General features: G+C 71.0%; 14 protein-coding genes. 7 read left to right on the top strand and 7 right to left on the bottom strand.

The features are described 5' to 3' along the window. From ACQPY4_RS08210 to ACQPY4_RS08225, 4 genes are read right to left on the bottom strand one after another with little or no spacing between them, the layout of a single operon-like run. On the bottom strand, positions 1-708 hold the full coding sequence (locus ACQPY4_RS08210) for a gamma-glutamyl-gamma-aminobutyrate hydrolase family protein (RefSeq protein ID WP_433334075.1): 708 nt from the start codon (positions 706-708) through the stop codon (positions 1-3). Beyond that, positions 708-1,472 carry a 3-oxoacyl-ACP reductase gene (locus ACQPY4_RS08215; protein ID WP_433334077.1) on the bottom strand — a complete coding sequence of 255 codons (765 nt, stop codon included), beginning with the start codon at positions 1,470-1,472 and terminating at the stop codon, positions 708-710. The genes ACQPY4_RS08210 and ACQPY4_RS08215 overlap by 1 nt, the downstream gene beginning before the upstream one ends. A gap of 16 nt (positions 1,473-1,488) precedes the next feature. After that, positions 1,489-2,853, bottom strand: a complete 1,365-nt coding sequence (locus ACQPY4_RS08220; protein WP_433334079.1) for an aldehyde dehydrogenase family protein — start codon at positions 2,851-2,853, stop codon at positions 1,489-1,491. Between the two features lie 11 nt (positions 2,854-2,864). Beyond that, positions 2,865-4,223, bottom strand: a complete 1,359-nt coding sequence (locus tag ACQPY4_RS08225; protein ID WP_433334081.1) for a glutamine synthetase family protein — start codon at positions 4,221-4,223, stop codon at positions 2,865-2,867. Between the two features lie 214 nt (positions 4,224-4,437). Between ACQPY4_RS08225 and eat the strand changes: the two genes are divergently transcribed. The 4 genes from eat to ACQPY4_RS08245 all read left to right on the top strand — a co-directional run bounded on the left by eat (position 4,438) and on the right by ACQPY4_RS08245 (position 8,993). Beyond that, positions 4,438-5,886, top strand: a complete 1,449-nt coding sequence (eat, locus tag ACQPY4_RS08230) for an ethanolamine permease (protein ID WP_433334083.1) — start codon at positions 4,438-4,440, stop codon at positions 5,884-5,886. 36 nt (positions 5,887-5,922) lie between these two features. Next, positions 5,923-6,687, top strand: coding sequence for a FadR/GntR family transcriptional regulator (locus tag ACQPY4_RS08235; RefSeq protein WP_433334085.1), 765 nt, complete (start codon positions 5,923-5,925; stop codon positions 6,685-6,687). Between the two features lie 172 nt (positions 6,688-6,859). Then, positions 6,860-8,152 (top strand): M50 family metallopeptidase, encoded by a 1,293-nt coding sequence (locus ACQPY4_RS08240; protein WP_433334087.1) that lies wholly within the window; start codon positions 6,860-6,862, stop codon positions 8,150-8,152. A gap of 190 nt (positions 8,153-8,342) precedes the next feature. Then, positions 8,343-8,993, top strand: a complete 651-nt coding sequence (locus tag ACQPY4_RS08245) for a cutinase family protein (protein WP_433334089.1) — start codon at positions 8,343-8,345, stop codon at positions 8,991-8,993. Positions 8,994-9,026: 33 nt separating this feature from the next. On the opposite strand, the gene ACQPY4_RS08250 is transcribed toward ACQPY4_RS08245, so the two are convergent. Then, positions 9,027-10,124, bottom strand: a complete 1,098-nt coding sequence (locus ACQPY4_RS08250; RefSeq protein WP_433334091.1) for a PLP-dependent cysteine synthase family protein — start codon at positions 10,122-10,124, stop codon at positions 9,027-9,029. 77 nt (positions 10,125-10,201) lie between these two features. On the opposite strand from ACQPY4_RS08250, the gene ACQPY4_RS08255 reads away from it, so the two are divergent. Continuing rightward, positions 10,202-11,002, top strand: coding sequence for a hypothetical protein (locus tag ACQPY4_RS08255; RefSeq protein ID WP_433334093.1), 801 nt, complete (start codon positions 10,202-10,204; stop codon positions 11,000-11,002). A gap of 4 nt (positions 11,003-11,006) precedes the next feature. On the opposite strand, the gene ACQPY4_RS08260 is transcribed toward ACQPY4_RS08255, so the two are convergent. Continuing rightward, positions 11,007-12,527 carry an ATP-dependent DNA ligase gene (locus ACQPY4_RS08260; RefSeq protein ID WP_433334095.1) on the bottom strand — a complete coding sequence of 507 codons (1,521 nt, stop codon included), beginning with the start codon at positions 12,525-12,527 and terminating at the stop codon, positions 11,007-11,009. A gap of 108 nt (positions 12,528-12,635) precedes the next feature. Between ACQPY4_RS08260 and ACQPY4_RS08265 the strand changes: the two genes are divergently transcribed. Both ACQPY4_RS08265 and ACQPY4_RS08270 read left to right on the top strand, forming a co-directional pair. Next, on the top strand, positions 12,636-13,322 hold the full coding sequence (locus tag ACQPY4_RS08265; protein WP_433334097.1) for a hypothetical protein: 687 nt from the start codon (positions 12,636-12,638) through the stop codon (positions 13,320-13,322). Positions 13,323-13,638: 316 nt separating this feature from the next. Continuing rightward, positions 13,639-14,334, top strand: a complete 696-nt coding sequence (locus tag ACQPY4_RS08270; RefSeq protein WP_433334099.1) for a 4'-phosphopantetheinyl transferase family protein — start codon at positions 13,639-13,641, stop codon at positions 14,332-14,334. Positions 14,335-14,406: 72 nt separating this feature from the next. On the opposite strand, the gene ACQPY4_RS08275 is transcribed toward ACQPY4_RS08270, so the two are convergent. Beyond that, positions 14,407-15,267 carry an SDR family NAD(P)-dependent oxidoreductase gene (locus ACQPY4_RS08275; protein ID WP_433334101.1) on the bottom strand — a complete coding sequence of 287 codons (861 nt, stop codon included), beginning with the start codon at positions 15,265-15,267 and terminating at the stop codon, positions 14,407-14,409. Positions 15,268-15,273: the final 6 nt, after the last annotated feature.

The raw sequence follows: 15,273 nt of genomic DNA on the forward strand, positions 1-15,273 counted from the left end.
CTAGCAGCGCGTATGCGCGGTCGCCACCGCGGCGAGCGCGTCGAACAGCGCCGAGTCGTCGCCCGCCTCGGGATGCCACTGGACGCCGAGGGCGAACCGGCGGCCGGCGAGCTCGGCGGCCTCGATCGTCCCGTCGGCGGACCACGCGGTGGCGCGCAGCCCGTGCCCGAGCCGGTCGATGGCCTGGTGGTGGTAGTGCGCGACCGTGGGGGCGGTCCGCCCGGCGGCTTCGGCGGTGCGCGTCCCGGGTGCGATCTCGACCGGGAAGCGGGCGTAGACCCCGGGGGACGGTGAGTGGGACGAGTCGCCCACCACGTCCGGCAGGTGCTGGACGAGCGTCCCGCCGAGCGCGACGTTCAGCACCTGGAGGCCCCGGCAGATGCCCAGGAAGGGCAGGTCACGGTCGAGAGCGGCGCGGACGAGCGCCAGCTCGGCATGATCGCGGAAGCCCCGGACGTGGCTGACGCTCTTGTGTCGCGCGGCCCCGTATGCGGCCGGATCGACGTCCCCGCCGCCCGCGACGATCAGGCCGTCGAGGCGGTCGATCAGCTCCGCCGGATCGCCCGCCGGGGGAAGGATCACCGGCTGGGCGCCCGCCCGCTCGACATGCTCCACATAGGCATACGGGAGCAGCGCCGTCGGCATCTCCCAGACGGTGAACCGGGAGACCTCGACGTAGCAGGTGATCCCGATGACCGGGCGCGGCATCAGACCGGGGTGACGTAGGCGCCGGAGATGCCGCCGTCCACCAGGAACTCCGACGCGGTGATGAACGAGGAGTCGTCCGAGGCCAGGAACGCCACGGCCGCGGCGATCTCGCTCGCCTCGGCGAAGCGGCCCACCGGCACGTGCACCAGGCGGCGCGCCGCGCGCTCGGGATCCTTGGCGAAAAGCTCCTGGAGCAGCGGGGTGTTCACCGGCCCGGGGCACAGCGCGTTCACGCGGATGCCCTCGCGGGCGAACTGGACGCCCAGCTCGCGCGACATGGCCAGCACGCCGCCCTTGGACGCGGTGTAGGAGATCTGCGAGGTCGCCGCGCCCATCACCGCCACGAACGAGGCGGTGTTGATGATCGAGCCCTTGCCCTGGTCGCGCATGTAGGGCAGGACGTGCTTGCAGCACAGGTAGACGCTGGTGAGGTTGACCTCCTGGACGCGCTTCCACGCCTCCAGGCCCGTCTCCAGGATCGAGTCGTCGTCCGGCGGGGAGATCCCGGCGTTGTTGAACGCCACGTCGATGCGCCCGTAGGCGTCGTGGACGGTCTTGTAGAGGGCCCGCACCTCCTCCTCGGAGGTCACGTCCACCTTCACGAACAGGCCGTCGACCTGATCGGCCGCTGCCTTGCCGCTGGCCTCGTCCAGGTCGGCGATCACCACCCGGGCGCCCTCGTCGGCGAACCGGCGGGCGGTGGCGAGGCCGATGCCGCTGGCGCCACCCGTCACGACCGCGACGCGGTCCTGCAAACGCTGCATGTGTTCTTCGTGCCCTTCAGTCGGTGGAGATGAAGACGTTCTTGGTCTCGGTGAAGGCGTCCAGCGCGCCGGGGCCGAGCTCGCGGCCCAGGCCCGACTGCTTGAAGCCGCCGAACGGCGTCCAGTAGCGGACGGCGGAGTGCGAGTTGACCGAGAGGTTCCCCGACTCCACGCCCCGCGCCACGCGCAGGGCCCGGCCCACGTCGCGGGTCCAGATCGACCCCGACAGGCCGTACTCGGTGTCGTTGGCCAGCCGGACGGCGCCGTCCTCGTCGTCGAACGGCGCCACCGTGACGACCGGGCCGAAGACCTCGTCGTCCCAGGCGGGCAGGGACGTCGGGTCGGGCCCGGCCAGGACGGTCGGCGCGAACCAGTGGCCCGGACCGGACGGGGCCGAGCCGCGGAAGGCCACCGGGGCGCCGTCCGGCACATAGGAGGCGACCTTGGCCCGGTGCTCGGCGCTGATCAGCGGGCCGACCTCGGTCGCCGGGTCGCGCGGGTCGCCCACGACGACGCCCTTGACGGCCGGTTCCAGCAACTCCATGAAGCGGTCGTAGACGCCGCGTTCGACCAGGATGCGCGAGCGGGCGCAGCAGTCCTGGCCCGCGTTGTCGAAGACGGCGTAGGGCGCGGTCGCGGCGGCCTTCTCCAGGTCGGCGTCCGCGAAGACGATGTTGGCGCTCTTGCCGCCCAGCTCCAGCGTCACCCGCTTCACGCCCGGCGCGGCCGCCGCCATGATCTCCTTGCCGACCCGGGTGGAGCCGGTGAAGACGATCTTGCGCACGTCCGGGTGGTCGACCAGGCGGCGGCCCGCGACCGGCCCGGTGCCGGGCAGGATCTGCAGGACGCCCTCGGGCAGCCCCGCCTCCAGTGCCAGCTCCCCGATCCGGATCGCGGTCAGCGGGGTCAGCTCGGACGGCTTGACGATCACGGTGTTGCCCGCCGCGAGCGCCGGGGCCGCGCCCCAGCCCAGGATCGGCATCGGGAAGTTCCACGGGACGATCACGCCGACCACGCCGAGCGGTTCGGCGAAGGTCACGTTGAGCCCGCCCGGCACCGGGATCTGACTGCCGAGCAGGCGCTCGGGCGCCGCCGAGTAGTAGCGCAGCACGTCGGCGACGTTGCCCGCCTCCCAGCGGGCCTGGCCGATCGGGTGCCCGGCCTCGGCCACCTCCAGCGCCGCCAGCTCCTCCACGTGCCCGCCGACCGTGTCGGCGAAGGCGCGCAGCAGGCGGGCGCGGTCGCCCGGCGCGACGTCCCGCCAGGCCGCGAACGCCCGTGCGGCGCGCTCGACCGCGGCGTCGGCCTGCTCGGCTCCCGCGAGGGGGACGGTCGCGACGACCTCCTCGGTCGCCGGGTTGGTCACATCGAAGTCGCTCATGGTCTCCCCGGTCACAGCCGCTCGAAGCAGCGGCGCAGTTCCCAGTCGGTGATGGCGCGGTCGTAGGCGGCCAGCTCGACGCGGGCGTAGTTGGTGTAGTGCTCGACGACGTCCTTGCCGAACGCCCGCTCGGCCAGGGCGCTGTTCGTCCAGTCCTCGGCGGCGTCCCGCAGGGTCGTGACGACCTGCTCGGTGCCCGCCGCGTAGGCGTTGCCGCTGTAGGGCTCCTCCAACGGGAGCTCGTTCTCGATGCCGTGCAGCCCGGCGGCGATCAGGCCCGCGACCGCCAGGTGCGGGTTGACGTCGCCACCCGGGACGCGGTTCTCCACCCGCAGGGACGGCCCGTGCCCGACCAGCCGCAGCGCGCAGGTGCGGTTGTCGACGCCCCACTTGATCGTGGTGGGCGCGAACGAGCCCGGCTGGTAGCGCTTGTAGGAGTTGATGTTCGGGGCGTACAGCAGCGTGAGGTCGCGCATCGCGGCCTGCTGGCCCGCGATGAAGTGCGCGCCGACCTCGGACAGGCCGTGCGGGCCGTCACCCGCCATGACCGGCGTGCCGTCGGCGTCCCGCAGCGAGATGTGGATGTGGCACGAGTTGCCCTCGCGCTCGTTCGGCTTGGCCATGAAGGTGATCGACTTGCCCTCCTGGGCCGCGATCTCCTTCGCCCCGGTCTTGTAGAGCACATGGTTGTCGCAGGTCGCCAGCGCCTCGGCGAACCGGAACGCGATCTCGTGCTGGCCGAGGTTGCACTCGCCCTTGGCCGACTCGACGTACAGCCCCGCGCCCTCCATGCCGAGCCTGATCCGGCGCAGCAGCGGCTCCACCCGGGAGCCGCCCAGCAGCGAGTAGTCGACGTTGTACTGGTTGGACGGCGTGAGGCCCTGGTAGCCCTTCGTCCACGCCTGCTCGTAGGAGTCGTCGTAGACGATGAACTCCAGCTCGGTGCCCACGTAGGCGCCCCAGCCGCGCTCGGCCAGCCGGTCGAGCTGGGCGCGCAGGATCTGCCGGGGCGAGGCGGTCACGGGCGAGCCGTCCTCCCACAGGACGTCGGCGAAGACCAGCGCCGAGCCCTCCAGCCAGGGGATCGGACGCAGCGTGTCCAGATCCGGCCGCATCACGAAGTCGCCGTAGCCGGTCTCCCAGGACGACATCGCGTAGCCGTCCACCGTGTTCATGTCGACGTCCACGGCCAGCAGGTAGTTGCAGCCCTCGGCGCCGTGCCCGGCGATCTCCTCCAGGAAGAAACGCGACGACAGCCGCTTCCCCTGCATCCGGCCCTGCATGTCGGTGAAGGCGACGATCACGGTGTCGATCCGGCCGGCGGCCGCCTCGTCCCGCAGGCGGTCCAGGGTCAATCGGGCGTGCCGCACGGCATCCGCTCCCTTCGGGGCCAATTAAACGGTCTAAAAGCAGACCATTGATCGCCATCGAAGCATCCCGGATCTCGGCATGTCAATCGACCCTTGAGCTGTCTCCCATGTTTACGTGATCGAAACACTGAGGCGTTGACAGATGGCCGGACGGTGACGGAAGGTTCGGCATCAAGCATTTAAGGTCCGTATCTGGCCCATTGAGGGAGACGCAATGGCGGACGGGAAACACCATGTCCAGGGCGTGGACTACGAGAAGGTCGCCGACGACTACCTGGCCAAGCGCCAGCTGAAGCGGGGCGCCGCCGGCTGGATCCTGCTGGCCGGGCTGGGCGTCTCCTACGTCATCTCGGGCGACTTCTCCGGCTGGAACCTCGGCCTGGCCGAGGGCGGCTGGGGCGGCCTGCTCATCGCCACCGTGCTCATGGGGGTCATGTACCTCTTCATGGTCTTCGGCCTGGCCGAGCTGGCCTCGGCCCTGCCCGTCGCCGGAGCCGGATACGGCTTCGCCCGCCGCGCGCTCGGCCCCCTCGGCGGCTTCGCCACCGGCATGGCCATCCTCATCGAGTACGCCATCGCGCCCGCCGCCATCGCCACCTTCATCGGCGGCTACATCGAGGCCCTGGGCTGGTTCGACCTCAAGAACGACTGGCCGATCTACCTGGCCGCCTACGTCGTCTTCGTCGGCCTGCACCTGTGGGGCGTCGGCGAGGCCCTGCGCGTCATGTTCGTCATCACCGGCATCGCCGTCGTCGGCCTGGCCGCCTTCGTCGCCGGCGCCGTCGGCCACTTCGACGCCGGACGCCTCACCGACATCCCCGCCGGATCCGCCGCCGGAGCCAGCGACCTGCTTCCGTTCGGCTACGCCGGGGTCGTCGGCGCCCTGGTCTACGGAATCTGGTTCTTCCTAGCCATCGAGGGCGTTCCGCTGGCCGCCGAGGAGGCCCGCGACCCCAAGCGGGACATGCCGCGCGGCATCATCGCCGCGATGCTCGTCCTGATCGTCACGGCCGTGCTGATGCTCGTCCTGGTCCCCGGGACGGCGGGCTCCAAGGCCATGTCGGCGTCCGGCAACCCCCTGCCCGAGGCGCTGCGCGCCGTCCTCGGCAACGGCAGCCTGCTGGCCGACTTCGTCAACGTGGTCGGGCTCGCCGGGCTCGTCGCCAGCTTCTTCTCGATCATCTACGCCTACTCGCGCCAGCTGTTCGCCCTGTCCCGGGCGGGCTACCTGCCCCGTTGGCTGTCGGTCACCGGAACCCGCAAGACGCCGTTCCTGGCGCTGATCGTCCCCGGCACCGTCGGGTTCCTGCTCGCCGCCGTCACCAAGGACGGCGCCCTGCTGATCAACATCGCCGTCTTCGGCGCCACGGTCTCGTACGTGCTGATGATGCTGTCGCACATCGTCCTGCGCCGCCGCGAGCCCGACCTCGAACGCCCCTACCGGACGCCCGGCGGCGTCGTCACCACCGGCATCGCCTTCGTGCTGGCCTGCGCGGCCGTCGTGGCCACCTTCTTCGTGGACGAGAAGGCCGCCGGGATCACCGCGGGCGTTTTCGTCCTGGCCCTGGCCTACTTCTGGTTCTACAGCCGCCACCACCTGGTGGCCAGCGCCCCCGAAGAGGAGTTCGCCGCCATCGAGAAGGCGGAGGCCGAGCTCGCCTGATCACCGGACGAGGAAGGCGGCGGGTAACGTGTGAGCGTGTCCGTCGAAGGAGAGGCCGTGAACCAGAGCCCGGCCGCGTTCTCCCTCGACCCGGCCAGCGCCGCCGCCTTCCACCCCGTCCGGGCGGGCAACGCCTTCGAGGAGACCGTCGAGCGGCTCCTCCAGGTGATCAAGCTCGGCGTGGTCTCCGCCGGGGAGCGGCTGCCGCCCGAACGCGAGCTCGCACCCCGCCTGGGCGTCAGCCGGGTGACCCTGCGCGAGGCCATCCGCGCCCTGCAGAACGAGGGCTATGTCGAGTCGCGCCGCGGCAGGTCGGGCGGCACCTTCGTCACCTACCGCAGGCCCGACCCCGGCCAGGGCGACCTCGCCCGGCTGGCCGCCGACCACGGCGAGCGCCTCACCGACGCCCTGACCTACCGGCTGGCCGTCGAGACCGGCGCCGCCGTCCACCTGGCCGCCGGCGAGCTCACCGCCGACCAGCGGGCCCGGCTGCGCGTCGCCCTGGACGCCGTCAACACCGCCACCGTGGCCGACTACCGCTCCCACGACATCCGCTTCCACCTCACGATCGCCGAGCTGACCGGCTCGCCGCTGCTCGCCGCCGCCTGCGCCGACGCCCGGATGCGCGTCACCGACCTGCTCAACGCCATCCCGATCCTCGAACGCAACATCGAGCACGCCGCCGTCCAGCACGCCGCGATCGTCGATGCCGTCCTAGCCGGCGACCCCGAGGCCGCCCGCCGCGCCGTCACCGAACACCTGGAGGGAACCGCCGCCCTCCTCCGAGGCTTTCTCGGCTAGCTGTGTTTACTGAATCTCGGCCCACCTGCGCTCGCCTAGCGGCTCGCTTCTCCGCTCACTAACGCAATCGCGCGCGGGGCGGGGGCTGGCATGTGGGTTTGTACGCGTTGCGCCCGGGGTGGATGACGTACCCTGAATTCGTTGCTGGAGATCATCGGAGAGGCGTACACGTATGGGCTGGCTGGCGGGAGTGCTGATCCTGTTCTTCGGCCTGATGGCGTCGATCGCGCTGCACGAGCTGGGGCACTTCTCGTTCGCCAAGCTGTTCGGCGTCCGGACGACCCAGTTCATGGTCGGGTTCGGGCCGACCCTGTGGTCCCGGCACAAGGGCGAGACCGAGTACGGCATCAAGTGGATCCCCCTCGGCGGCTACATCCGCATGATCGGGATGCTGCCCCCGCGCAAGGGGGACGCGCCCGGCCAGGTCCGCCAGGTCAGCACCGGCCCCTGGCAGGGGCTCATCGAGTCCGCCCGCGGCGCGGCCCTGGAAGAGGTCGGCCCCAACGACGGCGACCGGGTCTTCTACTCCAAGAAGTGGTGGCAGAAGCTCATCGTCATGTTCGCCGGGCCCGCGATGAACATCATCCTGGCCGCGGTGTTCTTCGCGATCCTGCTCATGGGCCTGGGCACCCCCGAGCCGCAGCCGGTGATCGGCGCGGTCAGCAAGTGCGTGATCCCCGCGGGCAGCAACCTCACCGACTGCCCCGCGAACTACACCCCGACGCCCGCCGCCAAGGTCGGCCTCAAGCCCGGCGACCGCGTGGTCTCCTACGCCGGGACGAAGATCAACTCCTATGACCAGCTCCAGAGCCTGATCCGCGGCTCCGGCGGCCAGACCGTCGCCGTCGTTGTCGACCGCGGCGGGCAGAACGTCCCGCTCCAGATCCCGGTCACCAAGAACCAGCTCTACGACCTCGACGACCCCAAGAAGGTCGTCAACGTCGGCTTCCTCGGCATCACCCCGCTCCAGGACCGCGAGCGCCAGGGCCCCGGCGAGGTCGCCGAGTACATGGGCGAGCTGACCAAGCACACCGCCGGGGCGCTGCTGCGGATGCCCGAGAAGATGGTCGGCGTCTGGAAGGCCGCCTTCACCGACGAGAAGCGCGACCCCAACGGTCCCATCGGCGTGGTCGGCGTCAGCCGCCTCGGCGGCGAGATCGCCGCGTCCGAGAGCCCCGTGGTGGAGAAGACCGCCATGTTCATCGCGCTGCTCGGCTCGCTGAACCTCGCGGTCGGGCTGTTCAACCTCGTCCCGCTCCTCCCGCTGGACGGCGGCCACATGGCCGGAGCGCTGCTGGAGGCGCTCAAGAAGGGCTTCGCCCGCCTCACCGGACGTCCCGACCCGGGCTATGTCGACGTGGCCAAGGCGCTCCCGGTCACCTACGTGATGGCGGCCGTCCTGATCGTCATGGGCGGTCTGCTGATCTACGCCGACCTGGTCAACCCGATCCGTTTCAACGGCTAGAACTCCCCGGTAACGGTGGGCGCTGACGCGCCCACCGTTCGTATTTTCGGCCCGAGGCATCGAGTTTCGCGTGCCTCGGCGGTCCGGCCCCTCTGTCTCCGGCGGTGATGTGATCTTGCCCATAGACAGACACCAATGTCTATTAGAGGATTCCCGGCGTCCGGACCTCACTCGAGCTTGGAGACACTGAATGAGACGACTCTCGGCACTGCTGGCCGGCCTCGTGGCGCTGGCGGGGCTCACCCTGGTGACGGCGCCCGCCGCCCAGGCCGCCCCGTGCGAAGGCACGTACACGATCGTCGTCGGCGGGACCGGTGACAACGATTCCAACCACGCGTACTGGACCGGCAACATCAGCCAGCGCGTCGGCTACCCGGCCGTTCCCACCGGGTGGAACGCCCGGCAGGGCGTCAACGAACTGAACCGGCTGATCCGCGACCAGCGCAACGCGTGCCCGAGCCAGCACGTCAAGGCGATCGGCTTCTCGCTGGGCGCCGCGGTGGTCCACACCTGGGTCACCGAGAACTGGCAGACCATCGACGACGTCAACGCGGTCCTGATCGCCGACCCCAAGCGCGCCGCCGGACCGGGGCACCCCGGAGCCGCCGCCCACCCGCTCGTCGCCCCCGTCGTCGGCTTCCCGCTCGCCGGCGCCGACAACTACTTCGGCGACATCCCCACCGTGACCATCTGCACCAACGACATCATCTGCGACGCCAACGCGGCCTCAGGGCTGCCCGGCTATCTCTGGGAAGGGAAGCACGGCAACTACAACTTCAACGTCGACGCCTACTCCAACGACGGACGCGGGCAGTGGTTCAACGGCGTCTACATCCCCTGACGCCCACGTCGGCCTCTGAGCGCCGCTCGGCGCTCAGAGGCCCTCGGGAAACGCCCCCGTGGTGAGGAAGCCCCGCAGCGCCGTCATGTACGGCGCGATGTCGATCTTCTGCTCGGCCAGCCAGGCATCGGAGTCGAAGGTGCGCGCATAGCGCTCGGCACCGTCACAGATCAGCGTGACCACACTGCCCCGCTCGCCCCGCGCCCGCATCTCGGCGACGATCTCCAGCGCGCCCCACATGTTGGTGCCGGTGGAGCCGCCGACATGGCGTCCGGACACCTCACTGGTCCAGCGCATCGCCGCGATGGACGCCGCGTCCGGCACCTGGACCATCCGGTCGATCACCGCGGCGACGAACGACGGCTCCACCCGAGGACGCCCGATGCCCTCGATGCGCGAGCCCGGCGCCGTCGTGCCGGGGTCGTCGTTCTTGTAGCCGTCGAAGAACGCCGACCCCTCGGGATCGACCACCGCGACCCGCGTCTGGAAGCGCCGGTACCGCGCGTAGCGTCCGATCGTCGCCGACGTGCCGCCCGTCCCGGCTCCGACCACCACCCACGACGGCTCGGGGAAGCGCTCCAGCCGCAGCTGCTCGAAGATCGACTCGGCGATGTTGTTGTTGCCGCGCCAGTCCGTCGCCCGCTCGGCGTAGGTGAACTGGTCCATGAAGTGCCCGCCGCACTCGGCCGCCAGCCGCCGCGACTCGTCGTAGATCGTTCCAGGCACGTCGACCAGATGGCAGCGCCCGCCATAGAACTCGATCAGCTCGATCTTCTCCGGGCTGGTCGAGGCCGGCATCACCGCCACGAACGGCAGCCCCACCAGCCGCGCGAAGTACGCCTCGCTGACCGCCGTGGACCCGCTGGACGCCTCGATGATCGTCGTCCCCTCCCGGATCCAGCCGTTGGCCAGCCCATACAGGAACAACGAGCGCGCGAGCCGGTGCTTCAGGGAACCGGTGGGGTGCACCGACTCGTCCTTGAGGTAGAGATCGATGCCCCACTCGGGCGGCAGCGGGAACACGTGCAGGTGCGTGTCCGCGCTCCGGTTGGCGTCGGCCTCGACCTGACGCATCGCCTCGGCGATCCACGCTCGGCCCCCGGGGTCGAAGCGGTCAACGATACGGCTCATCGATCTCCCCTGGTCAGCTCACCCCGAACGATATCCCCGAGTGCCGCCAGAGGATGATGGGGCCCACGGGGGGACACATGGGCGACTTCTTCGCACGACGGATCCTGGACACCGGCAGGCTGCCGCTGTTCTGCTTCTTCGTGGCGTTCATCCTCACCTTCGTCCTGACCCGCGTGAACGTCCGGCTGATCCGCGCCGAGGCCCGCTTCTGGTTCCGGAACATCACCGCGGGCGACGTCCACATCCACCACGTCGTCTTCGGCGTCGTCCTCATGCTCATCGGCGGCATCTCCAGCCTGGTCATCACCACCGACGGCGACTGGCGGGTCGCCCTCGCCGCGGTGATCTTCGGCATCGGCTCGGCCCTCGTCCTGGACGAGTTCGCCCTGATCCTGCACCTCAGCGACGTCTACTGGACCGAGAAGGGCCGCGCCTCCGTCGACGCCGTCTTCGTCGCCGTCGCCGTGACCGGCCTCCTGCTCATGGGCATCCACCCCCTCGGCCTCACCGACCTGGCCATAGGCCCCGGCGAGACCGACCGCACCGCCGTCCTGGCCGCCTACGTCACCACCGTCGTGCTCAGCCTCGGCTTGGCCGTCGTCACCCTTCTCAAGGGCAAGATCTGGACCGGCCTCATCGGCATGTTCATCCCCTTCCTCCTGATCGCGGGCGCCCTCCGCCTCGCCCGCCCCGCCTCCCCCTGGGCCCGCTGGCGTTACAAGAACGGCTCGTCCAAGATCCCCCGCGCCGAGCGCCGCGAGGCCCGCTACCGCCGCCCCATGATCCGCGCCAAGATCTGGGTGCAGGAGTTCATCGCGGGCCGCCCCGACCTCCACCCTCCCGAACTCCTGAAACCCAAAAACAAAACCCCCAAATAGCCCCTCAGTCGAGGAGAGGGGCCACCTTGCGGACGGTTTCGATGGTGTCGGCCTCGGCGGCGGACTTGTCGGGGCGGTAGCGCAGGACGCGGGCGAAGCGGAGGGCCAGGCCGCCGGGGTAGCGGGGGCTGCGCTGGACGCCGTCGAAGGCGATCTCGACGACGAGCTCGGGGCGGACGTGGACGGTGTAGTCGTCCTCGCGGACGGCCAGGGCGCGCAGGTGCTCGGTCTGCCAGGCCAGGAGCTTGTCGGTGAGGCCCTTGAAGGTCTTGCCGAGCATCACGAAGCCGCCGGTATCGGGGTCGCGGGCGCCCAGGTGGAGGTTGGAGAGGTAGCCCTGGCGGCGGCCGTGGCCCCACTCGACGGCCAGGACGACCAGGTCGAGCGTGTGGCGGGGCTTGACCTTGATCCAGCCGGCGCCGCGGCGGCCCGCGGTGTAGGGGGTGTCGAGGGCCTTGACGACGACGCCCTCGTGGCCGTGGGCGACGGCGTCGTCGAAGAGCTCCTTGGCCCTGGACGGGTCGGACGTCACGAGGCGGGGCATGCGCAGCGGCTCGGGGACGACGCGGGCCAGGGCCGCGTGGCGCTCGGCGGCGGGGCTGTCGAGCAGGTCGGCGCCGTCGAGGTGCAGGACGTCGAAGAGGATCACCGACAGCGGGACGGACTCGGCGTCGCGGGTCGTGCGGGTGGCGGTGCGGGCGGCGGTCACCTGGAAGGGGTGGGGACGGCGGTCGGCGGCCAGGGCGATCAGCTCGCCGTCGAAGACGGCCTGGTGGACGGGCAGTGCGCGCAGGGCGGTGACGATCTCGGGGAGGCGGTCGGTGATCTCGTCGAGGGTGCGGGTGAAGATCTGGATCTCGCCGTCGCGGATGTGGATCTGGGCGCGGATGCCGTCGAGCTTCCACTCGACGGCGGCCTCGGCGGCGAGCTTGGCGTAGGCGTCGTCGAGGGAGGGGGCCGCCGAGGCGAGCATGGGGCGGATGGGGCGGCCGACTTCCAGGGTGAAGGCGTCGAGGGCGTCGCCGGTGAGCGCGGCCTCGGCGACGGGGCCCAGGGCGCCGCGGAGCATGACGGCGCGGCGGACGCGGGCGGCCGGGAGGTCGGAGGCCTTGGCGATGGCCTCGGCCATGACGCCGTCGAGGGCGCCCTGGCGCAGCTCGCCGGCCAGGAGCCGGACGACGAAGCCCTGCTCGTCGCGGGTGGCGCGGGCGAGCAGGGCGGTGAGCAGCTCGCGGCGGCGGGCCACCGAGCCCTTGCCGGAGACGGCGCCGATCTCGGTGAAGGCGGCGTCGATCTCGGGGACGGTCAGCGACGGTTCGGCCGCGGGGGAGGGCAGGTCGCGCAGGGCGGCGTAGCCAACGCCGATCTGGCGCTGTGGCAGCTCTCCGGAGAGGTAGGCGACCACGACGGCGGCCTCGCCGGGGCCCGCGTCGCGCAGGCAGGCGGCGAGCACCTCGGTCTTGGCCTTGCGGGCGGTGGTCGCGGCCACCGCCCCGGACGTTCGGGCGATCTCGGCGAGCAGCACCCCTCCATTGTGAACACCACGTCTGACACTCCTGACTTCCGGGCCCTGGTCAGGGAGGGGTCCGGCTGATTACCGTTTCGGAGGAAGCGTCGGACGTGAGGAGCGTGAGTGAGCCTCTCGCAGGAGCCGTTCCAGCGGGTGTACTCGCCGCCGGAGCCTCCCGCGCCCAAGCGGCGGCCGAAGGCCATGCTGCTGGTCGCGGCGGTGGCGGTGTTCGCGTTGGCGGCCGGGGCGGTGTTCTTCTTCCTGCCTTCGGACGGCGAGCGCGCCGCGCCTCCCCGGAGCGACCCGCCCACAGCGCAGACGATCGGGACGCTCCCGGCGCCGTGCGGGACGGTCGCGGGCGGCACCGTCCAGCGGCTGATCCCGGGGGCGCAGCGGCGCGAGAGCTCCAACAGCACGCTGACCACGTGCACCTTCTCGTCGACGGGCTCGGACTTCCGCTGGCTGCGGGTCGAGGCTCATCTGTACGCCCAGGCCAACACCGAGACTCCTCTGGACGACGCCAAGCGCTATTTCGGCGCGCAGTTCGCGCAGGCGAGGAGTTCGACGCTGGAGCGGACGGTGAGCATCGGCCGTCATCCGGGATTGGGGGACGAGGCGTACCGGTGGTTCAAGGCCGATCGGGGGCAGCCGACGGTGGTCGGGCAGGTGACGGCGCGGGTTCGCAACGCGGTGGTGACGGTCAGCTACAGCGAGCAGGTGCCGGGACGGGGCGACCCGGACGAGCGCGAGCAGGCCTGCCTCGGCAGGGCCACCGACGTGGCGCGAGAAGTGCTCACCCGACTGCGCTGAACCATTTTTGACCTGAATTGGCCGATCATGGCATATGCGATGAGAATCGCTCCTAGGCTGTTTCGTTAAGGGGAGGAAAACGTTGATCTACGGCCGCGTAGAGGCGGCGGAGATCGGCGGAGCGATCGCCTTGGGAGGAGGAGGTCGGACGACGTGGCCGAACAGCCTCATGGAGTGTCCTGGGTGTAGTTGTCCCAGCTCCCGTGCGGGTTCACCCGAGAGTCGCGGGGCGGCCCCACCGCCCCGCGACACCACCGCGCGAAATGGCTAACGGTCATCGTCTAATCTGACGCTCTGCGATCGCGAATGGAGCGAAGTGGAAACGGTAACCGTTTGGTGGGCGACGCTCGGCGACGTGCTCCCCGCACATCTGTCTCTGCTGAACGGAGTCGAGCGCGCGCGCCGGGCGCGGTATCTCCGTGAGCCCGATCGCGATCGGTTCACGCTCGGGGTGGCGATCACCCGGCTGGCCGTGGGCGGCCGGATGGGCGTCGAACCGGCCCGGTTGCCGATCAACCGCGACTGCCCCGACTGCGGCGAGCAGCACGGCCCGCCCACCGTGGTGGACGGCCCTCATCTGTCGGTGTCGCACTCGGGCGACCGGGTCGTGGTCGCGATCTCGCCGCACGGGCCGGTGGGCGTCGACGTCGAGGCCGACACGGGCCGCATCGGCGGCGAGATCAGCAGGCATCTGCTGGCCCCCGGCGAAGCGGGCGACCATACGGGGCAAGACCTTCTGGCCTACTGGACGCGCAAGGAAGCCCTCATCAAGGCCACCGGGGACGGCCTGCGCGCACCCATGGCCCAGATCCATGTCTCCCCGCCCGGCGCCGCGCCCCGCGTCCTGGACTGGGAGGGACGCCCCGGCCTCGCCGAGCGTTTCGCCATGCGCACCCTCGACCCGGGCCCCGGGTACGCGGCCTGCCTGGCCATGCTCGACCATCCGGCGTCCGGCCCGGAGGTCGAGGAGCGTTCGGCGGCCGAGCTGCTGAGACCCGCGAACCGTCCCTGAGCGGCGGGGTACCGCCTTGGATGTGCTTGAGCCGGGCCCTATATCTGCGCCCCGGGTTGGGGAGCGTTGGCCCTAGCGGGGCAGGGGGACCTTGGCCAGGAGGCGGAGTGAGGCGGGGCTGACGCGCGACAGTGCGTGGAGCAGGTGGCTCTCGGTGTTGACCGGGACGAGCGGCCGGTTCTTGATGATGGCGTGGACGATGCGTTCGGCGACGCGCTCGGGCGGGTAGTGGCGAAGCCGCAGGGCGCGGTCGCCGCGCTCGCGCAGGCGTCGCTCGGCCGCCTCGGTCAGGCCGACCAGGGTGGCGTTGCGGACGATGGACGTCCCGGAGAACCCCGGGCAGACCGCCGTGACGCCGATGCGCGAGGACGCGAACTCCGCGCGCAGGCATTCGCTGAGCATGACCACGGCGGCCTTGGTCGTGCAGTAGGCGGGCAGGGCGCGCGAGGGCGTGTACCCGGCGGCCGAGGCGATGTTGACGATGTGGCCGCCGAAGTTCGGCGGCTCGGGCTTGTTGGGCAGGGCGTGGACGCGGTCGACCATCTGCCGTCCGAACAGCCGCGAGCCGTGGATGACGCCCCAGAGGTTGACGCCGAGAATCCGTTCCCAGTCGTCCACGCCGGTGTCGAGGAAGGGTCCCGCGACGGCGATGCCCGCGTTGTTGACCACGATGTCGGGGACGCGGTGGTCCGCGCGCACACGGGCGGCGAACTCCTCCATCGCGGCGCGGTCGGAGACGTCGACCTGGTGGGCCGAGCCCCGGGCGCCGATGGCCTTGGCCAGCACGATGGTGCGGCGGGCGGTGTCCCCGTCGATGTCGGCCGCGATCACCTCGGCGCCGCGCTCGGCCAGGGCGAGGGCGGTGGCGCGGCCCAGGCCGCTGCCTGCTCCGGTGACGACCGCGAGGGCACCGTCGAAGTGCGCGAGGGGCATGCGTGA

It is taken from the genome of Spirillospora sp. CA-294931, assembly GCF_050946795.1.
Lineage (GTDB): Bacteria > Actinomycetota > Actinomycetes > Streptosporangiales > Streptosporangiaceae > Spirillospora.